The sequence below is a fragment of the Martinezella lusitana genome, from assembly GCF_900094565.1.
GTDB classification, from domain to species: domain Bacteria; phylum Pseudomonadota; class Alphaproteobacteria; order Rhizobiales; family Rhizobiaceae; genus Rhizobium; species Rhizobium lusitanum.
In genome coordinates this window covers 31,980-55,082 of sequence record NZ_FMAF01000010.1, presented here as the reverse complement: position 1 = coordinate 55,082, position 23,103 = coordinate 31,980, and the positions used below count along the sequence as shown (strand labels likewise).

At 58.1% G+C, this 23,103-nt stretch carries 22 protein-coding genes; 12 read left to right on the top strand and 10 right to left on the bottom strand.

Annotated elements, in window-relative coordinates; translation table 11 throughout:
- The first annotated feature begins 132 nt into the window (after positions 1-132).
- Positions 133-531 (top strand): winged helix-turn-helix transcriptional regulator, encoded by a 399-nt coding sequence (locus tag GA0061101_RS20455; protein ID WP_092574669.1) that lies wholly within the window; start codon positions 133-135, stop codon positions 529-531.
- A 182-nt stretch (positions 532-713) separates the two neighbouring features.
- Here the strand turns inward: GA0061101_RS20455 and GA0061101_RS20450 are convergent, their stop codons facing one another.
- Together GA0061101_RS20450 and dctA are read right to left on the bottom strand one after the other, a co-directional pair.
- Complete coding sequence (locus GA0061101_RS20450; protein ID WP_037201439.1) at positions 714-1,877, bottom strand: mandelate racemase/muconate lactonizing enzyme family protein; 1,164 nt, start codon at positions 1,875-1,877, stop codon at positions 714-716.
- A gap of 38 nt (positions 1,878-1,915) precedes the next feature.
- Positions 1,916-3,223 carry a C4-dicarboxylate transporter DctA gene (dctA, locus tag GA0061101_RS20445; RefSeq protein ID WP_037201437.1) on the bottom strand — a complete coding sequence of 436 codons (1,308 nt, stop codon included), beginning with the start codon at positions 3,221-3,223 and terminating at the stop codon, positions 1,916-1,918.
- Positions 3,224-3,441: 218 nt separating this feature from the next.
- On the opposite strand from dctA, the gene GA0061101_RS20440 reads away from it, so the two are divergent.
- On the top strand, positions 3,442-4,338 hold the full coding sequence (locus GA0061101_RS20440; protein ID WP_037201436.1) for a LysR family transcriptional regulator: 897 nt from the start codon (positions 3,442-3,444) through the stop codon (positions 4,336-4,338).
- Positions 4,339-4,550: 212 nt separating this feature from the next.
- Here GA0061101_RS20440 and GA0061101_RS20435 read toward each other — a convergent pair whose 3' ends face one another.
- Positions 4,551-5,186: a TetR/AcrR family transcriptional regulator gene (locus GA0061101_RS20435; protein ID WP_092574667.1), complete on the bottom strand. Its 636-nt coding sequence runs from the start codon at positions 5,184-5,186 to the stop codon at positions 4,551-4,553.
- A 124-nt stretch (positions 5,187-5,310) separates the two neighbouring features.
- On the opposite strand from GA0061101_RS20435, the gene GA0061101_RS20430 reads away from it, so the two are divergent.
- The 3 genes from GA0061101_RS20430 (at position 5,311) to GA0061101_RS20415 (ending at position 7,146) form a co-directional block, all read left to right on the top strand.
- Positions 5,311-6,189 carry an SDR family oxidoreductase gene (locus GA0061101_RS20430; protein ID WP_092574665.1) on the top strand — a complete coding sequence of 293 codons (879 nt, stop codon included), beginning with the start codon at positions 5,311-5,313 and terminating at the stop codon, positions 6,187-6,189.
- Positions 6,190-6,202: 13 nt separating this feature from the next.
- Entirely contained in the window at positions 6,203-6,628 is a 426-nt protein-coding gene (locus GA0061101_RS20425) for an organic hydroperoxide resistance protein (RefSeq protein ID WP_092574663.1), read from the top strand.
- Between the two features lie 227 nt (positions 6,629-6,855).
- Entirely contained in the window at positions 6,856-7,146 is a 291-nt protein-coding gene (locus GA0061101_RS20415; RefSeq protein WP_092574659.1) for a DUF1330 domain-containing protein, read from the top strand.
- Positions 7,147-7,418: 272 nt separating this feature from the next.
- On the opposite strand, the gene GA0061101_RS20410 is transcribed toward GA0061101_RS20415, so the two are convergent.
- Complete coding sequence (locus GA0061101_RS20410; RefSeq protein WP_092574658.1) at positions 7,419-8,282, bottom strand: hypothetical protein; 864 nt, start codon at positions 8,280-8,282, stop codon at positions 7,419-7,421.
- Positions 8,283-8,829: 547 nt separating this feature from the next.
- Complete coding sequence (locus GA0061101_RS20405; protein ID WP_092574657.1) at positions 8,830-9,399, bottom strand: TetR/AcrR family transcriptional regulator; 570 nt, start codon at positions 9,397-9,399, stop codon at positions 8,830-8,832.
- 148 nt (positions 9,400-9,547) lie between these two features.
- Here GA0061101_RS20405 and GA0061101_RS20400 point away from each other — a divergent pair, with 148 nt between their 5' ends.
- A complete protein-coding gene (locus GA0061101_RS20400) occupies positions 9,548-10,033 on the top strand; it encodes a hypothetical protein (protein WP_092574656.1) in 486 nt (161 codons plus the stop codon).
- Positions 10,034-10,280: 247 nt separating this feature from the next.
- Entirely contained in the window at positions 10,281-11,018 is a 738-nt protein-coding gene (locus tag GA0061101_RS20395; protein ID WP_141694097.1) for a hypothetical protein, read from the top strand.
- Positions 11,019-11,171: 153 nt separating this feature from the next.
- On the opposite strand, the gene GA0061101_RS20390 is transcribed toward GA0061101_RS20395, so the two are convergent.
- From GA0061101_RS20390 to GA0061101_RS20380, 3 genes are all read right to left on the bottom strand, one after another.
- Entirely contained in the window at positions 11,172-12,023 is an 852-nt protein-coding gene (locus GA0061101_RS20390; RefSeq protein ID WP_092574653.1) for a hypothetical protein, read from the bottom strand.
- A 310-nt stretch (positions 12,024-12,333) separates the two neighbouring features.
- Positions 12,334-12,900, bottom strand: coding sequence for a hypothetical protein (locus GA0061101_RS20385; RefSeq protein ID WP_092574652.1), 567 nt, complete (start codon positions 12,898-12,900; stop codon positions 12,334-12,336).
- Positions 12,893-13,108: a hypothetical protein gene (locus GA0061101_RS20380; protein ID WP_092574651.1), complete on the bottom strand. Its 216-nt coding sequence runs from the start codon at positions 13,106-13,108 to the stop codon at positions 12,893-12,895. Before GA0061101_RS20380 ends, GA0061101_RS20385 begins: the two co-directional genes overlap by 8 nt.
- Positions 13,109-13,253: 145 nt before the next feature.
- On the opposite strand from GA0061101_RS20380, the gene GA0061101_RS20375 reads away from it, so the two are divergent.
- Positions 13,254-13,784: a phospholipase D family nuclease gene (locus GA0061101_RS20375; protein WP_092574650.1), complete on the top strand. Its 531-nt coding sequence runs from the start codon at positions 13,254-13,256 to the stop codon at positions 13,782-13,784.
- Positions 13,785-13,905: 121 nt separating this feature from the next.
- Here GA0061101_RS20375 and dinB read toward each other — a convergent pair whose 3' ends face one another.
- Positions 13,906-14,988 carry a DNA polymerase IV gene (dinB, locus tag GA0061101_RS20370; RefSeq protein ID WP_092574648.1) on the bottom strand — a complete coding sequence of 361 codons (1,083 nt, stop codon included), beginning with the start codon at positions 14,986-14,988 and terminating at the stop codon, positions 13,906-13,908.
- An 86-nt stretch (positions 14,989-15,074) separates the two neighbouring features.
- Positions 15,075-15,746, bottom strand: coding sequence for an SOS response-associated peptidase (locus GA0061101_RS20365; RefSeq protein WP_092574647.1), 672 nt, complete (start codon positions 15,744-15,746; stop codon positions 15,075-15,077).
- Between the two features lie 239 nt (positions 15,747-15,985).
- Between GA0061101_RS20365 and GA0061101_RS20360 the strand changes: the two genes are divergently transcribed.
- From GA0061101_RS20360 to GA0061101_RS20345, 4 genes are read left to right on the top strand one after another with little or no spacing between them, the layout of a single operon-like run.
- Entirely contained in the window at positions 15,986-16,747 is a 762-nt protein-coding gene (locus GA0061101_RS20360; protein WP_092574646.1) for an ImuA family protein, read from the top strand.
- Positions 16,662-18,185, top strand: coding sequence for a Y-family DNA polymerase (locus GA0061101_RS20355; protein WP_092574645.1), 1,524 nt, complete (start codon positions 16,662-16,664; stop codon positions 18,183-18,185). The genes GA0061101_RS20360 and GA0061101_RS20355 overlap by 86 nt, the downstream gene beginning before the upstream one ends.
- The gene (locus GA0061101_RS20350) at positions 18,182-21,448 is read left to right on the top strand and encodes an error-prone DNA polymerase (RefSeq protein WP_092574643.1); all 3,267 of its coding nucleotides are present in this window, start codon (positions 18,182-18,184) and stop codon (positions 21,446-21,448) included. Before GA0061101_RS20355 ends, GA0061101_RS20350 begins: the two co-directional genes overlap by 4 nt.
- Complete coding sequence (locus tag GA0061101_RS20345) at positions 21,449-22,873, top strand: hypothetical protein (protein WP_092574641.1); 1,425 nt, start codon at positions 21,449-21,451, stop codon at positions 22,871-22,873.
- The last annotated feature ends 230 nt before the right edge of the window (positions 22,874-23,103 follow it).

Below are 23,103 nucleotides of genomic sequence, written 5' to 3'. Positions count from 1 at the left end.
TTTCCTTGCGGTGAGTATGGAATTCACACGCACTCCGACGGAGACGTGACTTGTGGTGCTCCGAAGAATAGGTATAGCTATCTGATACGGCAAGAACCGACTAATAAGTGGGTAACTCACCTTGAGGTAAGTATGGCAATCGAACGAGACTGGCGCTGTGACGACCCCAAGCAGCAAATGATATGGGCGACGGCAACCCGGGATGCTCTGCAGGTCCTTGAAGGGAAGTGGAAGATCGTCATCATCTGCCAGCTTTTCGCCGCAAAGGGCCCGCTTCGGTTTTCGGAACTCGAGAAGCGCGTCGAGGGCGTGAACCAGAAGATGCTCATTCAGCAGCTCAAGGAGTTGGAGAAGGACGGTATCGTCACTCGAACCGTCTATGCCCAGGTTCCGCCAAGGGTCGAATATGCACTCAGTGAGATGGGGATTGCCCTAGGCCCATCGATGGCGGAACTCATCGACTGGGCTTTCATGCGACGCGACATGCGTCAGTCATCGCCTGGGCTGAACGCAGATATATCGCGAGGCTGACAGGCGCTTCCGTTGTAAGCCGTATATCGCGGGGCAGGTTCACGCGCGGATCTCTCCAGCATAATCAAGATATCTCTCAAGCGCTACAACAGCGTCCAGCGACTTCGGTGGGACACTTCGTGGCAGGCGTTGAAGGAGTGTGAGTTGGAGCGGGCGAAAGCCCTCCGCCCGCTTCGTTGATCTTACTCAGCGAGTTCGCGCATGACCCTGATGAGGTCGGACTTGCCCTCGAAGCCGATGCCCGGCAGTTCCGGCATGGTGATGTGTCCGTCGATGACCTTCACGCCATCCGGGAAACCGCCATAGGGCTGGAACAGGTCCGGGTAGCTTTCATTGCCGCCAAGACCAAGCCCTGCCGCAATGTTGAGGGACATCTGGTGGCCGCCGTGCGGAATGCAGCGAGAAGGCGACCAGCCAAACTGGCGCAGGACATCGAGGGTCCGAAGGTATTCGACAAGCCCGTAGGATAAGGCGCAGTCGAACTGCAGATAGTCCCGGTCGGCACGCATGCCGCCATAACGCAGCAGGTTGCGGGCATCCTGGTGGGAGAACAGGTTTTCGCCGGTTGCCATCGGGGCGTCGTAGAACTCGGAAATCGCCGCCTGCAGGGCGTAGTCGAGCGGATCGCCGATTTCCTCGTACCAGAAGAGGGGGTAGTCGCACAGCATCTTGGCATAAGCGATGCCGGTCTCAAGATCGAAGCGACCGTTGGCATCCACTGCCAGCCGGGCTTGTGAGCCGATCTCTTCGAGGACCGATTCGATACGACCGCGATCCTCATCGATTGACGCCCCGCCGATCTTCATCTTCACGACGTTATAGCCACGGTCGAGATAGCTGCGCATCTCCTTGCGAAGCGCAGTGTTGTCCTTACCCGGATAATAGTAGCCGCCGGCCGCATAGACGAAGACCTTCGGATTGGCCTCACGTCCCTTCATGTCGGCCAAGATGCGAAAGAGCGGCTTGCCCTCGATCTTGGCAACCGCGTCCCAGATTGCCATGTCGAGGGTACCGACGGCGACAGACCGCTCGCCATGCCCCCCGGGCTTCTCGTTCATCATCATCGTCGCCCAGATTTTGTGCGGGTCGAGATTGGTGCCCGCGTCATTCATCAGGCTTTCCGGCGAGGCTTCGAGGATACGGTCCTTGAAGCGCTCACGAATCAGGCCGCCCTGGCCATAACGACCGTTCGAGTTGAAGCCGTAGCCGACGACACGGCGACCGTCCCGGACGACGTCGGTGACGACGGCAACCAGGCTAGCCGTCATTTTGCTGAAGTCGATGTAGGCGTTGCGGATGGGCGAAGCGATCGGCTTGGTAACTTCGCAAACATCAAGGATACGCATTGTATTCTCCGTTGGGTACTTGTTCGATTTGTCTGTAATCAGGACGCCAGTTCGGCGGGTGATGCGGTGATGTTTCGGGGACGCTCGCCGCGCTGCTCGGCGATGACAGCGTTGACCGTCTCCTGGTCGAGAGCCCCTTCCCATTTTGCGATTGCGATGGTGGCGATGCCATTGCCGATCAGGTTTACGACGGCGCGGGCCTCGTTCATGAAGCGGTCGATACCAAGCAGAAGGACGAGACCGGCGACCGGGATGGCATGGAAGCTCGACAAGGTAGCGGCCAAGGTAACGAAGCCTGCGCCGGCAACACCTGCTGACCCCTTGGAGGTCAGCAAAAGGACGCCGAGGATAACGAGCTGCCCTTCGATGCCGAGCGGGGTATTGGTCGCTTGCGCAACGAACACCGCTGCCATCGTCAGGTAGATGCAGGTGCCGTCGGCGTTGAATGTGTATCCGGTCGGTAGCACCAGTCCGACGACGGATTTCTTGCAGCCGAGCCTCTCCAGCTTCGCCATCATGCGCGGCAGTACGGCTTCCGACGAACAGGTCGCAAGAACAATCAGGATTTCGTCCTTGAAGTACCGGAAGAAATGCAGCAACGGAAAACCCGACCAACGGGCGATCGATCCGAGGACAACGATCACGAACAAGGCTGACGTCAGGTAGACGCCCAACATCAGGTGCCCGAGAGCCCAGAGCGAGCCGACGCCATATTTTCCGATCGTATAGGCCACGCCCGCGCCGGCGCCGATCGGTGCCAGGCGCATGATCATGCCGACGATCCGGAACAGAGCCTGGAGCAGAGAATCGAAGACGTCGATGACGGGCTTGGCTTTCTCGCCGAGCTGTACAAGTGCGCAGCCCATCAGCACGGCGATCAGGATGACCTGAAGCATCGCGCCCTTGGCAAATGCATCGACCATCGTCGTTGGGATCACGTTCATGAAGAACTCGATGACGCCGCCCTGTTGCTGGGCGGTCTGCTGGTAGGTTGAGATCGTACTGGCGTCGATCTTGCTAGCGTCGATGTTCATGCCGACGCCGGGCTGCATGATGTTGACGACGATCAGCCCGATGACGAGGGCGATCGTCGAAACGACCTCGAAGTAAATCAGAGACCGTGCACCGATCTTTCCGACCTCCTTGATGTCACCCATCTTGGCGATGCCGAGGACAACGGTGCCGAAGATGACCGGCGCAAGCAGCATCTTGATGAGCTTGATGAAGCCATCGGCGAACGGCTGCGATTTCGTGGCGAAGTCGGGAATGAAAAGGCCAACGATGATGCCGACCCCGATGCCGATCAACACCTGTATGTAAAGCTGACTCAACAGGCGTCTAGCCATTGGTCTCTCCTCCCTGTTTAAATGCGTTCCTCCGCACAGGGGCATGTCATAGGGATGAGGGAGGCTCCTCGTCCAATGCCGATACGGGTTCTATTGGTGCCGTTTTGGCATAGTTAAAACTGAACATCGCTCTCTGGCGCCAGCATTCATCTTGATTTCGTGGGGGAACTGGATGTATCTCGGTGCGGTGGCGGCATGGCTTACTGAGGTATGATAGGATGGAAATTGTTTGGCTGGCCGATCTTCAGGCCCTAGCCGAAACGCTGAATTTTTCCCGTGCGGCCGAAAATCGCAACGTCACGCAGCCAGCGTTCGGCCGTCGTATCCGAGCCTTGGAAGAATGGTGTGGGCTGGAATTGATAGATCGATCCACGCATCGCCTGAAGCTGACGGCAGCAGGCGAAATTGTGCTCGATGCGGCCAACGATGTTGCCAACCGACTGGAACGGGTGAGGCAAGACCTCGATCGTACACGGGCGGATTCTTCGACAGTGACCTTCGCCGCGACCCACGCGCTGTCATTCGTGTTCTTCCCAAGGTGGATACAGGGCCTCGGGCATGTCACCTCGACCATGCCTATTCGACTGTTGTCCGATAACATGAACGAATGCGAGAAGATCATGCTGGGGGGGCGTGCCCAGTTTCTCCTCTGCCACTACCACGAAAACAGCAAAATTCGCCTGGACGCGGCGGACTTCAAACATGTCGAGCTGTCGACTGACCGGCTCATTCCTGTCAGCGGCAAGGATGAGAAAGGTGGTGCGCGTCATCGTCTGCCGGGTACGCAGGAGGCTCCGGTTGCCGAGATTGCATTCGAAGAGAAGTCCGGCATGGGGCGCATCCTCGCCTCGAACTTGTCGTCCAGACTCGGTGAGCTTCATCTCAATACCGTCTTTACATCCCATCTTGCGATGGTGCTCAAAGCCTTGGCAGTCGATGGGAAGGGAGTGGCCTGGATACCCGAAAGCCTTGCTGCGGACGAACTGGGACCAAAAGGCCGGCTGACGAAGGCTGCGTCGGATGAATGGGCCGTTAGCGTGAAGATCGTTCTCATCCGCCCCCGAACGCGGATGACCGCATTTGCGGAGGCGTTTTGGGAGCTGGTTCAGAAATAAGCTGATCGTGATGCTGGTCACGAGCACGACTGTCACCGGCCTATGAAAATCATTCATGGGTGCGAACGCGTCAGCCCCGAAGTCGAATTCCGTTATTCTTGATCCTCACGCAGGCGCTCGCGTCGAACGCCCCGGTTGGAATCGAACCATGAGGTGAACTAGGTCAGAGCTGCGCTCGTGGCGGGGCAGTCTACCCCACCGCCTCGCGAACTTCAGGTTTCAGACGACGAGGTCAACGCATCCTCGAGCAACACTCTGGCTGCATCGCGGATTGTCTTAACAAGTCCAGGATCGGGCGTCGATTGTGCCATCACAATCGAGCCCTGGATGAGCGACAGGATCTGGATCACGGTTTTTTCGGGGTCGCTCAAAGCCAGAGGCTCGATGAGTGAGGCAACAAATTCATGTAAGCCCTTAAAATAGAAGGCGATGGTCGCCTGTACGTCAGGGGAGTTAGCCTCCGGTCCGAATTCGGCCAGACCTTTCACGAACGGACAGCCGCGGAAAGAAGGCGAACGGAATGGTTCGTCTAACGCGTCAAAAATTGCGAGGACGCGCTCCAGCGGCGATAGCCCGGTTCTTTCAGTCGCGGCTGCGAGCATCTGAAACCAGATGTCACTTTTGTAGCGCAAATAGGTGGCGATCAGGTTGGCCTTCGATGGAAAGTGTTTGTAGAATGTCATCTTGGCCACGCCGCTTTCGGCAATGATGCGGTCGATCCCGACAGAGTGAATGCTGAACCGGTAAAACAGGTCCGATGCCGTCTTTAATATACGTTCTCGCGGAGCGAGGGCGTTAAGCGGTTGTGCCTCCACATCCACAATTTCAAGCACGCTGCGCGTTTGCATTTTCCAAACCTCGGATTCTTCGCTCGCATATAGACAGACTATTCTGTAAATTTTGGGATTGCAAATACATACAGGTCTGTCTATTGGTAATCGCGCCCAATGGATTTCAGAGAAAGGTCTTGAGATGAGCGGAAAAGTCGTTGTTGTAACCGGCGCGAGCAGTGGTTTTGGGAAACTCACTGTTTTGGAGCTTGCAAGGCGGGGCCACACGGTGGTTGCGACTATGCGTGACATCGCAGGACGCAATGCCCAAGTGCGGAGCGATCTTATCGACGCGGTGAAAGCTGAAGGACATGTGCTGCACGTCCTTCAAATGGACGTCTCCAACGAGGCCTCAGTCAATTCAACGATCGAGCAGGTCGTTTTGCGGCACAAAAAGATCGATGTCCTGATCAACAATGCCGGAATAATGCCCGTCGGGGTCACAGAAGCCTACACGGTCGCGGACGTCGAACGGCTATTCGCGGTCAATTTCTTCGGCGCCGTGCGGGCCGACCGCGCCGTTCTGCCGCACATGCGCGCCGCCGGCAGCGGACTGCTCGTTCATGTGACATCCCTGATGGGTCGGGTGGTTTTTCCGTTCTTCGGCACCTATACCGCGAGCAAGTTCGCGCTCGAGGGGCTCGCCGAAGCCTATCGGTATGAGCTGAAGGGGTTTGGAATCGACTCCGTCATCGTCGAGCCAGGGCCATTCCCGAGCAACCTCATCTCGTCGAGCCCGGAGCCATCCGATCAGGCCGTGCTTGCTTCCTATGGCGAAGTCGGGTCGATCCCGGGTCAGATCAAGGCCAACGCTAACGCCGGACACGACGAGGCCAATCCCCCGCGGCCCCAACGGGTGGCCGATGCGATCGCGCAACTGGTCGAGGCCACGGAGCGACGTCCTTTGCGCACAGTTGTGATGCCAGAAGGCATGGACTTCGGTGTCCAGCGACTGAACGAGGCCGTGAGCCCGATCCAGAACAACATGCTTACCGCGTTCGGCATGTCGAGCATGCTTTGACAGGAACAATACGATGAGCACGCTCTACAGCACCAAAGTCACCGCGATCGGTGGCCGCAGCGGTACCGTCCGCAGTGAAGACGGTGTTCTCGATCTTCCGCTGGCGCTGCCCACGACGATGGGCGGCAAGGGCGGCGCGACCAATCCGGAGCAGTTGTTCGCTGCCGGCTATGCGGCCTGCTTCGAAAACGCAGTGATCCACGTCGCGCGCAATAGAGCGACCAAGGTGAAGGATACCGACGTCGTGGTGGTAGCCGCGGTGGGTTTATCGCCAAATGGCAGCGGTGGTTTTGCGCTTTCAGTAGCACTTGATGTCGCGATCACCGGTCTCGATCAAGCAACAGCCGAGGAAATTGTTCGGGCGGCGCATGCGACATGTCCCTATTCGAACGCGGTGAAGGGCAACATCGACGTGCACATTACCGTCGGGACCAACTGATGTCGATGCGGGAGGCGGATATGACGGAAAAGGGCGACAATGCTCTGAGTCCCAATCCGCCTTCCGCTTATCGCCCAACGACGGCTGGCGTCGCTCCAAATCCGGACGCTGTCGGCATCGCCTTGGACTCCGAACCCTTCACAAGGTTCGATCAGTTTTCGAACAGAAACGTCTCAAGGTCGTCATTGCACCCGACTTGGCCTTGAACTCTCAAGGAGATTTTTAGCATGACTGCTTATGCCATTTTCATTCAAGAGCGGACCCGCAACGCAGCTGAAATGCAGACATATGTCGAACTGTTAAGACCTCTGTTAGGGGAATCGGGAGGAGCCGTACTCGCCGTCCACGGCCCTCAAGATGTTCTCGAGGGGGCCGCCCCGGAAGGCGTGGTTATGGTCAGCTTTCCCACTATGGAGGCGGCACGCGCCTTCTACGACAGTCCCAAGTACCAGGCCGCCGTAAAACACCGTTTTCTTGGGGCGGATTATCGGTCCTTCATCATAGGCGGGGTCAACTAGGCCCGCTCTGCTAAGGTGTAAGAAACCGGATCATTCCGTGGAGAGCCAAAAAGTTCCATAATTCAGCTTACCAATCACAAGCCATTCCAAATTATTGAAATAACGTCCTATTTTGAACCGATATCAAGACATCAATCGATGTCACCCGTTCGATTCCCATCAAGACCTGTAGCCACGCAAGGTTCCTACAGGCAGAGGGGCCAATACGGTCTTTCCGTCCGGGGTCACCCGGCATTCGCGCTGATAATGCAGGACCTCGGCTCTCGATCCTGCTAGGGGGTCGTAGAAGCCTGCTCTCTGGTGACCTTTGTCATATGTATGTGGATAGATTTGAGGAGCCCGTCGTTGAGCCTTTCAGTCAGGTTTCGCGATGCAACGGGCAAGACAATATAGATCCAGGCCAACACCACAGATATGAACATGCTAAGTGCAGATACCGCAACTGCCAACGTAAACGGTATGTGCTGATCGCGATCCAGTGAGGTGGGATGAAAGTAGTCGTGAATTCCGTAAGCGAGCTGAAACCCTGAAGCCGTTACGAACGCCTTCATCATGATGCAGGATGCGTGATGGGTCACTATTGACGCAATGCGTGGGCGGGACGCGCAACATAGTATCCCGTTAAGGACGTAGCTCATGAGCTCGGGCGCGACGGTAGTGAGAAAAACAGCGGCAATCATCTCGATTTCAAGGCTCGGGTCGAGCGCCGTCGACCAGAAATCTGTTATGGAATGGGTGACCCAGGAGTTGGGGTCAAGCGCATTGATCGGCCCCTGAAGAAAGAACGTAAACAGGATCGCCAGGCAGAAAGAAAACGAAAAGCCGAGACCGATCACACCCACATTATGTGCGGATACCGATCTGACTTCCCGGAGCATGACCCAGGAGAATAACGTCAGGAAGATTGTCCAAAGAATGTATGATGAATTTAGGAACAGGTCCAGTGTACCTGTATTCGGCTGGTTTGCGGGCGGAATGAAATTGTAACCCGTCACAAGTATAAAGACGATGGGAAACGCATAAGTTATTGAAAGCAGAGCAATTCCCGCACATAATGTAAGAATCGGAACCTTCCAAAAGCCTCTATTCTGATCGATGTTGCTGTTGCTCGGCGGATCCGAATTTTTACCTGTCATGATAACAAGATTTTTTCCAAACTGATATTCAGCAAGTGTATCGTTTGCTATCCAACTAGGATTGTGTGAATATTTCATTATGATCAGGAGCAGCGGCGAGGCGCCCTGATGGGATGCGTGTAGTCACGCCGTTCCAGAAGGGGCAGTCTGGCCATCCTTCTGGCATGAAACACGGAACCGTCAGCATCAAAGAAAGCCGAGCTTCAGAAGCTTCTCAACCTCGTCCTGGAAGGTGGGTACAATCAGCTCATTGAGGCTATGTGTGGTTGAGCCGTAATTTCTTGGTGGGTCTGGTAACTTTCCGTCTCAAATGTGAGATGAATTAGACATTTGTCTGTTTCGAATAGCAGTGTGGATGGTTCGAATCCCATCAAGGCGCCCATTGTGAAGAGCGGCACACCCAACCGTCTTATGACGCTTTGAGGTTTGAAGTCGTTGCACGGCGTAGAAAGCCGCCAGAGTAATCACGAAATCCCATTTCGCAATCAGCGTCGATTGAGCGAAGATTGGGCTTTTGCCCTCTAGTAGCCCCACTCGTTGTTTTGCCTCAAGCCTGTCGAGTGTTTGCCTGTTCAATTAGAACTTCCGCCGCGTTCCATGCCCTTGTCGCCACGGTTGGGTCATGAAAGGCTCGAGCATCAATTGTTGCGCCATCAAGCAGCATCACCAGTATCGACGCGATGCGCGCCGCGGCGCCTTCCGGCAAAAAGGTTTTCAGTATGTCACGCATCCATTCAGTCATTGTTTGCTTGTATTGAATGGCGATAGTCGAAATCTTCGGATACTCGGTTCCAAATTCCGCGAGCGCGCGCTCGAAAAGGCAACCGGCAAATTCCGGGGCGCCAAACCACGCCTCATGCCACGCAAAAATAGCATGCAGCTGTTCTTTCGCCGACGCCGTTGGTTCAACAGATGCGCGAAGACTGGCCATGATATCTTGATAACGACGCTCAAGCACAGCGCTGATCAGGTCGTCCTTGCTTGGAAAATGATTGTAGAGCGTCATGCGGGCGACGCCGGCTTCGACAAGAATTCGGTCGATGCCGACGGGATGGAAGCCGTGCCTTGAAAACAGGTTGGTTGCAACCTTTATAAGCTGCTCTTTCTTTGGGCTCATTGATGTCTCAGGCCAAGTTAAGGCCCGTATTAGGCATTGTTAGATCCGTTTGTCTAACAGTTTCCATATGGACAACATAGATTGATCGTTCTATCTAATTTCTCGACCGGCACCAGCGGCGGTGCCTTCCACGCACGCGAGAGGTCCCATGAGCGTAATGACGAGAGTGTCGGTCCTGCTGTTTGCAGCGGCCGTTGTGACAAGTTGTGTGCCTGCATCACAGGCCGGAGCGCCGATGGCCAATCGGTCGGCGGGCAACATCACTCCTGATGAGTGGGCCAATGTTATCGCCATGGATCAGAAGGCGGTGAAAGCAGGTGTGATGTCCCCGGAGATTATCCCGATCGACCTCACTCTTTCGAAGATGATTCCCGAGGGGCAGGCAATCGTCGCCTCGCATGACCAGGCCAAAGCGCGGGATTGGTCGCGACGATATCATACTCTTATCGCGCGGAGGAATGAGCTCGATCAGAAGTCTGCGGCAGCACATCCAATCCACTTTAATGCCGTCCAGAGCGATCCATGCCTGTCGCCAATGGGAAAAGATATTTGCACACCTCCACCGCCAGTTCAGACCCAGCAAATGTGCTCGGTGAATTATGGTGATACCGTTGGCTTGGTGCCTTGCGGTTGAGGACACGCCGTCTTCCTTACGGCCCGCCGGCACTGTGAGACAATTGTTACTGCTGGCGGGAAGACTCCAATCATCCTTCGGATCCGAGCCGACGGTTCAGCTCCCATCAAGACCGCCGTCTCAGAACTAGTGCGGCCGGGAGATTTTGGAACCGAGCCTATGGTCCACGTCTGGCGCTAGAGCAATTGATAAGTCTGCGCTGAAATGAATATCGTCTTCAGCGAAAATGCAAAAGCAGGGCTATCCGATGCGCATCAATATTACCGTCATTGCGCTCACTTGTGGAGTGATGTCGCAATCTGACCCAGTCGCCGCCGCAGTCACCAGCCAGCAGACAATACATCTGAACAGCGCTGTTTCCCGCCATTTCACTTTGGCTGGTGACCGGAGATCGCTCGGGCCGATGACCTATCAGAACTGGGGGGATCAGCTACAGGCCCGATCCAAGCAGAATGCGGATGATCGAGCTTGGGCCTTGGCAAATGTGACGCCAGTGGTCGAGGGGCCGTGGGGTAGCATAGCCAGCAAGAAAGTCTTCTACTTTGGCATCAATACAGCGGGAGTGCGGATCAGGCTGCCGGAGGTCTCCGATCTCTGGCGCTGGAAACCGGACGGCATCAAGATCGCGGTCGCCAATCGTGTCCCCCACACCTATTATGTTGTGCCGTCTGGGCCAGATATTGTCGTTCCGATCCAACTCGGCCCTTTGATGCCCGGCATACTGATGGAACGCGTGACCGGTAGTCAGCCTATTCAGACGACCGGCCTAATCGATGGCAAAGATTTTTACTTTCGCGAACGGGACGGATTTTGGTCTCTGTCAATTGGTGGCGCCGACGTCATTGCGACACCTGTTTGGTACTACGCAGAGGGTCAATACACGCTCGATGTGCCAAATAATGAGGCAGTGTATGATTTCATTGCCAAGGTTGCAGCTCTCTATAGAGACGGTGTTCCCACTATGGCGAATGACTCGCGTCAGTGACGCGACCGGCAAAACGGTATTACGCTGTGTTCCGAGGAAGTCGACGGCTGGTCGAGGCTTGCCCTACGGGGTGATCCATTTGGTATGTTAATGCATACTTGGCTTGGAGCGCTTGCATGGAATTAATGCGCCGAGTGATGCCCGCAAGCGGCGCTATGCTTTCCGCTCGAGACCGAGCACTCGGGCCACCGCAGCCGCCGGACCAGAGACGCCGTCAATTGGTGTCAATACGGGTATTCGGTCGCGATTGAAATGCGCAACGCATTTCCACGCCGGCGGCTCATCGTTGAGACCGCAGCCGATAATCGGCATCGGAAACCATGACAGCGGAGAATACCAGCCATTGTCTATTGTGACCTGATTTCTGTCGGGGCTTGTAAGAACGATCCGATCCGCCTCGACCGTGTCTGTTACCTTCTCTCCATACTCAGCCGACTTAATGTTCACGATCGGCCCGCTATAGACTTCTCTGTGCTTCGCGATACACGGATCGAAGTTGAGCGAGCGTCGTAGAAACCCATTAGGGCTGGGCGTGGAAGAATTACCTTCCCAGGCGAGTTTGCATTCTGGCTTCAATCGATAGACATCGGCAAGCCCGTCTTGTCCGATCCCGCCACGTATGACGGCAGGCACATGATAGAATGCGATGAGATCGTGTCCTATCTCGTCGCCAAGGAGATCAACGTTGATGACGGCATCATTCGCATCGAATTTGAGGCGATCGGCGGGGTTTGATTCTAGGGTAGCAATTTCCCGGCTGACTTCCAAATGCTGGAGAACCGCTTCGGCGTAATAGCCTCCGAAATATACCACAGGAATGACCATCGCCCATCGTGGAACCATTCCCATAGTGGCTTCGAATATCATTGCCAGAAATCCGGCGTTAATCAGGACAACTGACCAAAGAGGCGCCATTAGAAACATGAGGAAAATACCGGTGAACGGCAACCACTGCAATGCCGCGACCACCGCAGTTGCGATGAAGCATGCCAATGAAAATCGCAACGGAATATTCCTTCAAACGCTTCTATCTGCTGATCGAACTTAGCCAAGGCATATCAAATGTTTGCAAAGGAATTCGGTTAACGCGAGCGATACGCTCTTTGGCAGAGGGAGTACGGCCCGGCGCCCCGAGGCCGCCGCGTAACAACGCTTGACCTCGGCACGCCGAATAGAGAAGACCCCGACTACCCTCTCATAAAAGCGCTTCACCCGACGGAGCGCGCAGTCGGCTTTGGCGGAGGGGAATCACGCAGTACGATAGCCTGGGAGCTGACAGGACGTCGGTACGACTTGCAGGCTTCGTGGGCATCGATCACCTTCTGGGCTCGACGCCATCCTCGTCGTCGATCGAAATGGCGTTGACGAAAGTACTGATCGTATCGTCCAGGCTCGCTCCAGTTTTCGTCCATGCAGCGGCGCTCGTCATACCCCTCATACTGACTATGCCGCACGCTTCGCCGGCTTCATCGTCGATGGCGATTTCCAACGTACCAACGGGGATGCTGTCAGGAGCGAGGTAAATGCCAACTGAGTAAAATTGAACTTCAGATCGGTCCGCGACTGCCGATATCAATTCCGGTTCTGCCTGGTCTGCAGGCATGTCGCTAGGAGGGGACGAGTAGTAGAACGGCTCGAAATGGGGATAGTCCAGCAAGGTACCGAGGATCTCGCGCATGCGGTCGAGCTGATCGCGCAAGGCCCGCGACTTCATCATCCCCCGATCCTTAAACCGTTCGTCATAACAACGAAAGTTCACGTGACGCACGAATTCATCGAGCGCCATCGCATCGGCGCCGCTGATGGTCAAGATGTCGGCCTTCGGCTTGGGCTCGTCGCTGCATTGATCAGCATCGGCTTCCAAATAGATCACGTCATCCATGGTGGTTCTCCTTCAGGTTCTCTCCCTCGTAGGCGCCGATCCCCTTGAGCACGCTTCGGGCTTCGCTAATCCGCCTCTGAAACGCGTCCGATTTGGCGATAGCGCCGTTTCTCTGCCGCTGGTCAAAGACGTCTTCACCGAGGAAGGTGACGAGATCCCTAAACACCTCCGCGTCGTGGGGCGTGATTGTATATGCGGTCGTTTGCATGGCGCACGTCTCCGTTCCGCCAATCAATGGCGGTTCTAACCATGAGAATTTTGGAAAACTCAGGCTTGCTTAGCCTCGTTTGTTCCTATTATGTTCACGTTGAGAGATTGAGTCAAGTCGGCTCTCGAAATGCTATGGAGACGATATGAGAATCGCCGTTGCCACCATTGCTGCTCTGATCCTTGCCAGCTCGCTCTACGCTGGTCAGGCGGTAACGGCTGAGGTTAGCGTCTGCTTCACGCCTGCCGAGCAGTGCGAAGCCCGGATTGTCGCGGAGATCGATCGAGCCAGATCTGCCATCTACGTTCAGGCCTATGGTTTTACGTCGCTGCCCATCATCCACGCGCTCCAGAGAGCTGCGGGCAGGGGCGTCGAAGTTCTGGCGATCCTCGACAAGGTGAATGAACGGAAATACTCCGGCGCGACATTGCTGGAAGCTGCGGGCATCCCGGTGTGGATCGATTTCGAACCGACCATTGCTCATAACAAGATCATCGTGATCGACGGGCACCTGGTGATTGGCGGTTCGTATAATTTCACGGCGGCAGCCCAAAAGCGGAATGCCGAGAATGTCACCTTCACCGATAGTCGAGAGATCGCAAAGCAGTTCTCGGCCAATTGGGATAGCCGGCTGAAGGTATCCCGGGCGTTTGAGGGAACCGCGCCGGGGAATTGATCGATCGTCGCGCAACGTCGACCGAGCCATGCCTTCTCTACAGCTGTTGATCAGAGCTTTTAGAATAGCCTGTCGCAGCTCATTCGTCGGCCGGCTTTTCGTTTGAACTGACGTAGATTGCTCAAAGTGCAAGGGCGAGCTGGGGTTGGCTTCCTTCGTCGGCCACATCGAGAGAGGAAAGCGTTACGCCAAGTAACCGAATTCCCTTCGCAACGGGAAAGATCGGCGATAGCAGCAATTCCACGATCTCGGCGATTTCGGCGGCACTGGCGACCGGCGTGGCGACGGTCTTGCTCCGGGTCATCTGGGTAAAGTCGTCCCATTTCACCTTCAGCGTCACCGTCTTGCCGCGAATGCCATTGGCCTCGCAATAGCGCCAGACCTTGTCGATCAGCGGCTGCAGGCCGGCGCGGGCGGCCTCGAGATCATGAATATCCTCCCGAAACGTGTCTTCGGCGCCAATCGATTTGCGGACGCGGTCGGGGTCGACTTCGCGCTCGTCGATGCCGCGGGCGATCCAGTAGAAATACGGTCCGGATTTGCCAAAATGCTGCTGCAGGAAGGCGAGATCACGCGCCTTGAGATCGGCGCCGGTCTCGATCCCGAGTTTTTGCATCTTCTCCGCCGTCGCCGGCCCCACGCCATGGAATTTCTTGACGGGGAGGGCTTCGACAAAACCCGGGCCGTTCTTCGGCGTGATGACTGCTTGGCCGTTCGGCTTGTTGAGGTCGGACGCCATCTTGGCCAGGAACTTGTTGTAGGAAACGCCGGCCGAGGCCGTCAGTCCGGTTTCGGCCCTGATCCTGGCCCGGATCTGCTCGGCGACCTCGGTCGCGATCTCCATGCCCTTCAGGTTTTCGGTCACATCAAGATAGGCTTCATCCAGGGATAGCGGTTCAATCAGCGGCGTGTATTCAGCGAAGATGGCGTGGATCTGCTGCGACACTGCGCGATAGGCATCGAAACGCGGCTTGACGAAGATCAGCTCAGGACATTTTCGCTTGGCGGTGACCGACGGCATGGCCGAATGAACACCGAATTTCCGCGCTTCATAGCTGGCCGCCGCCACCACACCGCGCGCCTCGCCATAACCAACGGCGAGCGGTCGCCCACGAAGCTCGGGATTGTCGCGTTGTTCGACGGAGGCATAGAATGCATCCATGTCGACATGCAGAATCTTGCGCGGTGTACCGAAGGTGTCCATGGCGATTGCTCACCCTGCCGACGGCCGCGGCCGCCTGACATCCTGCGTGGCGGCTTTGCGTGCCGACCCCTGAATCGAACGGTTTGTCACAACAGCAGCCCTTCTTCCGGAGAGGGAGTAGGCGGTTCGACGATAACAAGCATATTGCCGGGAAGGGGACGCTGAAGGTGCTTGACCTCCTCCCAGGATCCCGTGAGCCAAAGGTCGACCTCTTCCGGTGTCGTCAGGATCGCAGGCATCGCCTTCAAATGAACAGGAGCGACGATCTCATTCGGCGATGTCGTCAGAAAACCGAACAGCTCATATTCGCGTTCGCCATCCCTGACTTTCCGTACGCCTTTCCAGGGCGTCCAGAAGCCCGCGAAACACATCAAAGGCCGGTCCTCATTACCGGCAAACCAGGCGTTCGGAACACGCCCGCCTTCGACTTTGCTCGCGGGATCCGGCTCGGCGAAAGAGGTGAACGGCACGACGCAGCGGCTTGTCGGCCCGAGCCAGCGGCGCCAGTGCGGCGAGCCGACGTTGCGGATATTGGTAACGCCCGGATCGTAATTCTTTACATAAGCTGGCGGCGACGGCATGCCCCAGGTGACACGGGCGATCTCGCGCTGTCCGTCGTCTCCGACGCGAACGATCGGCGCCTGGTAGCCAGGGTAAACGTCGAGCGAGGGCTCGTTCCAACCGGCCTTGTCGCTGAACGCCTTGGTGAACTGCATCACGGCATCGCGCGTCGTCGTGACATTGTACAGATTGCACAAACCCCAATCCTCCTGCCTCTCCATCCCAGCCTATTCATACCAGCTTCGGGATGGATGTGTCGCCGCCTTCGCAATTCTCCGTTGATCTGCGCGAAGACACCGACCTTGCCCGCTGCTAGATCGCGATCACCGCCGCCTCTTTTACTTACCCGATTGACTCATGACCCGATAAGGAACAAATAGAGAACATATCAGCCAGGCGCAATATTGCAAACCCCTGAGGAGCCCGTCTGTTCAAAATGCCCGAACCTGCCGTCAGTTCCGTCGTCGCCGAGCTTCGAGACCGCATACAGCGGCTGGAAGGCCCAAGCGGCCGAGTGCGAGAGGTCTTGCCATTCGGGGTAACGGACATCGACAGCCGGCTGCCGGGAGGAGGGCTGGCGCTCGCAGCACTCCATGAAGTCGCCGGCGGTGGCAATGGCGCCATCGACGGCGCGGCAGCAGCCCTGTTCACTGCTGCGATTGCCGCTCGCTCGAAAGGCCAGGTGCTCTGGTGCGTGACGCGGCCGGACCTGTTCGCGCCGGCGCTGGCCCAGGTGGGCCTGCTGCCGGGCCGTGTCATCTACGTCGAGGCCGGCGACGAACAGGCACTCCTCTCCTGCATGGAAGAGGGCCTGCGCCACGGTGGCCTCGGTGTCGTCGTCGGTGAGCTGGCGCGACTGTCGATGACCGCCTCGCGCCGATTGCAGCTTGCTGCCGAACGTTCCGGCACCGTCGGCATTGCCGTTCGCCGTTGGCGCCGACAGACCGAGGCATCCGATTTCGGGCAGCCGACGGCATCCGTCACGCGCTGGCGTGTTTCTGTCTTGCGATCCTCCCCCTTGCCCGTCCCAGGCGTTGGTCGGCCGCGCTGGCTGCTCGAGCTCATCCGATGTCGCGCCGGAGACAGTGCCGATTTTGAAGTGGAGGCCCCCGATGCCAAGGGTCGTATCGCTCTTCCTTCCGAGCTGGTCCACGGATCGCCTCAGACGGAAACTGGGCGACGCAGCGCCTCCGCCTGAGACGCCACTCGTCCTGATCGGCCGCGAGCAGCGCCGGCGCGTCGTCCTGGCGGCGAACGCGGCGGCGATTGCCGCCGGCTTGCGCATTGGCATGCCGGCGACCAAGGCGCAGGCACTCGTGACCGGCCTCGTCGTCATGGATGCCGATCCGGTCGCCGACGCCGTGGCGCTTGAACGCCTGGCGCTCTGGGCCTTGCAGCGCTATGCGCCGATCGTTGCCGCCGATCCACCTGATGGTCTGGTGATCGACACGACCGGCGCGGATCATCTGCATGGCGGTGAGGCGCTGATGCTGTCGGGCATGGTCAACCGCTTCTTCGCCTCCGGCATTTTCGCGCGGGCGGCGGTTGCCGACAGCTGGGGGGCTGCCCATGCCTGCGCCCGGTTTTTGGGCGACCCGACGCTTGTCATTCCCCAGGGTGCTCAGGCCGACGCTGTTCACGGCCTGCCGATCGCAGCACTTCGGCTCGATCCGGCCATCGTCGCCGGTCTTCGTGTCCTCGGGTTCAACACGATCGGCGAGCTGGCAAGCCAGCCGCGTGCGCCGCTCACCCTTCGCTTCGGGCCGGAGCTCGGCCGCCGTCTCGACCAGGCAATGGGGCGGGTGGCCGAGCCGATCGATCCGGTCCGCACGCCGGAACTGGTCGAAGTCCGTCGTTCCTTCGGCGAACCGATCGCCGCACCTGAGACGATTGCGCGCTATACCGCCAGGCTGGTGGTCCAGCTCTGTCGGGCGCTGGAAGAAAAAGGCTTTGGCGCTCGCCGCGTCGATCTGCTGTTTCACCGGGTCGACAGCTCCTATCAGGCGATCCGTGTGGGAACCGCGACGCCGGTGCGTGACGTCAAACGACTGACGCGGCTGCTCACCGACCGGATCGAGACCATCGATCCCGGTTTCGGCATCGAGATCATGTCGCTGACGGCGACCCATGCTGAACCGCTCGTCGAACGCCAGGTGATCTCCTCGTTGGTCGGGGAACCGGAGGCCGACGTCTCCGGCCTGATCGACATCCTCGGCAACCGCATCGGCGAGCGCCGGCTCTACCGCCTTGCGCCTGTTGCGAGCGACGTGCCCGAGCGCTCCGTTGCCCGCGTGGCGCCGATGACCCCCGACAATGGTGAGACCTGGCCCGATCACTGGCCGCGTCCGACACGCCTGCTGCCGCATCCCGAACGGATCGAGACCATGGCGCTGTTGCCGGATCATCCGCCGGTCAGTTTTACCTGGCGCGGCATCCGCCGGCGGGTCAAACGCGCTGATGGGCCGGAGCGCGTGTTCGGCGAGTGGTGGAAGCGCGATGCGGAGCTTGCAGCCGTGCGGGACTATTTCCAGGTCGAGGATGATGCCGGCGAGCGTTATTGGATCTTCCGGTCTGGCGACGGCGAACACGGCGAGACCGGCAGTCATCAATGGTTCCTGCACGGGATATTCGGATGACGATACCAAGATATACCGAATTGCAGGTAACCTCGCATTTTTCCTTCCTGCGCGGCGCCTCCTCCTGTGAGGAACTGTTCGCGCAGGCCGCAGGTCTCGGTATCGAGGCCCTGGCGATCGTCGATCGCAACAGTCTCGCCGGCATTGTGCGCGCCCATCAGGCAGCCAAGGACACCGGCGTCCGGTTGGTCGTCGGCTGCCGCCTTGATCTCGAGGGCGGCATGTCGGTGCTCGTCTATCCCACGGACCGGCCCGCCTATGCCAGGCTTTGCCGGCTGCTGTCGCTTGGCAAGAAGCGCGGCGGCAAGGCGAAATGCCGGCTCGATTGGGCTGATCTCGTCGCCTATGGCGAAGGGCTGATTGCGGTCTTCTTGCCCGACCAGGCCGATGAGACCTGCGCACTCAACCTGCGCCGCCTGCGCGAGGCTTTTGGCGACCGGGCCTATCTGGCGCTGACGCTGCGCCGCCGGCCGAACGACCAGATGCGTCTGCACGAGCTGTCGAATATGGCGACGGCCATGGGTGTTGCGACTGTCGTCACCAATGACGTGCTGTTTCATGTGCCGGAGCGGCGCATCCTGCAGGACGTCGTCACCTGCATTCGCCACAACGTCACCATCGACGACGCCGGGTTTCGGCGGGAACGGCATGCCGACCGCTATCTAAAACCGCCGGAGGAAATGGCGCGGCTGTTCAGCCGTTACCCTGAGGCGCTTGCCCGCAGCATCGAGATCATGGAGCGCTGCCGGTTTTCGCTCGACGAGCTCGCCTATCAATATCCGGAGGAGCGCGCCCATCCGGAGCTGACGCCGCAGCAGACATTGGAGCAATTGACCTGGGAGGGTGCAAGCTGGCGCTATCCGGAGGGATTGCCGGACAAGGTGCGAAAAAACCTCGAGCACGAATTGCGGCTGATCGAGAGACTGCAATATGCGCCATATTTCCTGACGGTGAACTCGATCGTCCGCTTTGCCCGCTCGAAAGATATTCTCTGTCAGGGCAGGGGCTCCGCCGCCAACTCCTCCGTCTGTTATGTGCTCGGCATCACCTCGATTGATCCCGACATAAACGACCTGCTGTTCGAGCGCTTCGTTTCCGAGGAGCGTCGCGAGCCACCGGATATCGATGTCGATTTCGAGCACGAGCGGCGCGAGATCGTCATGCAATGGGTGTTCGAGACCTATGGCCGCGATCATGCCGCCCTCTGCTCGACCGTCATTCGCTATCGCTCGAAAGGAGCGGTACGTGATGTCGGCAAGGCACTCGGCCTGCCGGAGGACATGACCAAGATGCTCTCCTCCAATGTCTGGGGCTGGGGCGAGGACGTTGGCGAACAGCACGCCGAAGAGCTCAATCTCAATCTTGGCGATCGGCGCCTGCGCCTGACGCTAGAACTTGCCCGACAGCTAATGGGTGCCCCGCGCCATCTCTCCCAGCACCCGGGCGGCTTTGTGCTCACCCGTGACCGCCTCGACGAACTCGTGCCGATCGAGCCGGCAGCCATGACTGAGCGGCAGGTGATCGAATGGGACAAGGACGATATCGACATCCTGAAGTTCATGAAGGTCGATTGCCTGGCACTCGGCATGCTCTCCTGCATGAAGCGAGGGTTTGATCTTCTGGCTGAGCACAAGGGCATTACCCTCGATCTCGCCACCATCCCGCCCGAGGATCCGCGCACCTATGCGATGATCAGGAAGGCCGACACGCTTGGCACCTTCCAGATCGAAAGCCGGGCACAGATGTCGATGCTGCCGCGGATCAAGCCGCGCACCTTCTATGATCTCGTCATCGAGGTGGCGATCGTCCGGCCCGGTCCGATCCAGGGAGACATGGTGCATCCCTATCTTCGGCGCCGGGAAGGTAAGGAGAAGGTCGTCTATCCCAAGCCCGAGCTGGAGAAGGTGCTGGGCAAGACGCTCGGCGTGCCGCTGTTCCAGGAACAGGCGATGCGGGTGGCGATCGAATGCGCCGGCTTCACGCCGGGCGAGGCCGATCAGTTGCGCCGGGCCATGGCGACCTTCAAGCATACCGGCGGCGTTTCCAAGTTCGGTCAGAAGCTCATCTCCGGCATGGTGGCGAATGGTTACGAGCAGGAGTTTGCCGAAAAGACCTTCAAGCAGCTCGAAGGGTTTGGCAGCTATGGTTTCCCGGAAAGTCACGCCGCCTCCTTCGCCCTGATCGCCTATGCCTCCTCCTGGCTGAAATGCTGGCATCCCGACGTCTTTTGCACAGCACTCCTCAACGCCCAGCCGATGGGCTTTTACGCACCGGCCCAGATTGTTCGCGATGCGCGCGATCATGGCGTCGAGGTGCGGCCTGTCTGTGTCAATGCCAGTCGCTGGGATTGCACCCTGGAACCGACGGGTGACGAAGAGCGGTTTGCCGTCCGTCTTGGCCTGCGCATGGTCAAGGGGCTTGCCAATGCCGATGCCGCGGCTATCGTAGCGGCCCGTGCCGACCAACCTTTCTCATCAGTCGATGATCTCTGGCGCCGTGCCGGCGTGCCGGCCGCCTCCCTGGTTGAACTCGCCGAAGCCGATGCCTTCCAGCCATCTCTGAAACTGGCCCGGCGCGAGGCGCTCTGGGCGATCAAGGCCTTGCGGGACGAACCGCTACCGCTGTTTGCGGCCGCATCCGCTCGGGAAAACGCGACCGTGCCGGAGCTCGATGAGCCAACAGTGGCGCTGAGACCGATGACGTCAGGCGGCGAGGTGGTTGAGGATTACGGCCACGTCGGATTGACCCTGCGCAGCCATCCCCTCTCATTCCTGCGCGCCGATCTCACCAAGCGCCGTATCGTCACCTGCCAGGACGCGATGCAGGCGCGTGATGGCACATGGCTCGAGGCCGTCGGCCTCGTGCTGGTTCGCCAGCGGCCGGGGTCCGCCAAGGGGGTGATGTTCATCACCATCGAGGACGAGACCGGCATTGCCAACCTCGTCGTCTGGCTAAAGACCTTCGAAAAATATCGCCGTGTCGTGCTCGGTGCCGGCATGATCGGTGTCCATGGCCGCATCCAGCGGGAAGGGGAGGTCGTGCATCTGGTCGCACATCGGCTGGCTGATCTGTCGGGGGAACTGGCAAGTGTTGGGGATCGGGATGCCGTCTTTCCGTTGCCGCATGGGCGTGGGGATGAGTTTCATCATGGGTCGCCTGTGCCGGATCCGCGCGGGTTTCCGAAGGGGCCGCGTGCGCGGGACGTCGTGGATGCTTATCTGCATTTGGATGCGATCAAGGTGAAGACGCGGGATTTTAGGTAGTTGGCGACGGAGTGGTCGCACGTTTCGATCCCATCAAGAGTGCCGATTGCCGCACTCGGAGAGTTATTTAAATTTGACGAGCGAGTGAGCCGAACTGTTAATGCCCAGCGGCTATCACTCGCCACTATTGCAATGATGGATTGGTGGGACATGTCGCCGAAAGTTAGTTGCAGATCTTGTGGCTGCAAGCCGAGCAGCATCACGCTTGCCGTGTTGGTTGGACTTGTTTGCTTCGCGATCGCATCATCGTCGCTGCGGGCGCAGAATGCACCTGCCTCGCCAATAAAGGCTGGCGCGGGAACCGTCGGCGAAAGAGTACAATCCGCAACAGACGCGCTGGTGCGGGCATTTAGCTTTGGGGCGGATCTGAGCCCGCAAACTCTCATCAAGATCTTGCCCGGCGACTGGACCGTGTTGTCGTCGGAGGCTTTCGCGGGCGATATACCCGCGGACAAACTAAAGCAGTGGTGCTCGTTCAACCGGGTTAGCATCAAGCAGACGGATCCGGCTTATCCGATCTTTGAAGGTCGGATCGGCAGGGAAGGCTCCAGGCGGTTTGAATTGCGGCTATCTGTCGGGGCAGCGTTTTATTGGATCGCCAATGTTCAAGACGAGATGCGGGCTCTCGGCCTTGACAATTCTCCGGATGCAGACGTTGCGAAACTTCAGCGTGGCTTGGTCATGCAGAGGAGTGTGCAGCAAGGTGTGGCTTTTCCGTTGAATGACGATGTCATTGGTTTTCAGAATACAGCGGTCCCATCGAGCGCAAGCTTCTGGGTGCGGTGTCCTGGTGAGCCCGAGGACGGTGCGAGAAGTGCGCGGAATATCCAGATCGTGAACACGATCGTAAAGACAATGGCTCAGCAAGCCGGGTTTTTGTCCTACGGTTCCGATGGATCTGTTCCATTTGTCAGCAAGATGCAGGGCAGTTGGACCTTGGTCGACGAACTCGCCAAATCCAAGGTACGAGACAAGACCGTCGCCGAACTGTGCCAAATCCGTCGTGTCGACATGCAAGCGAACCATCAGCCTTTGCCGATCCTGACCGCCCATGTCATCGACACGACTTCAGATTACGACCGGCCCGTACCGGCTTCGCAGGATGAATTCGAGTTGCGGCTCGCCGGTGACGGCGAGCTCATGCGAGTGGCGCTCCACGATCCAATGGTCGAGGTCAAAGAACACCCCGAGCGTTTGCGCATTCCACCTGCCGCGGAACGCGACGCAGTCGCCAAACGCCTTCAACAGACTGCCATCGGCTGGTACCGCCAAACGGCGTTGTCCGCAGCGTTGCCGCTTACGCTTGTTCCGATCGACGATGATACGCTTGTCGAAAGCCCGAAGAACACATGGGGGGAGCCTCCTTCCTACGACAGTGGGCCGTCCGCCTTCAAACGCTATTGGCTGCGCTGCCCTCAAAGCTGATCCGTATGGTGGATGTGAAAAAGCATGCAAGGATTGACCCCAGCGGAATCCGCGATAACGAACTGAAAACGTTGAAGATATCAAAAAATGGAGTCAAGACTTACGCCGATCGTGGCACCACCTCTACATCCATTTACGAATGAAAATCAATAAGTTGCGCCCTATTTAAGAGGGTTCAACCTTCGGCTCCGGGTCACAGCCGGTCTCGCTTGTTTAAAATCATCGGTCAG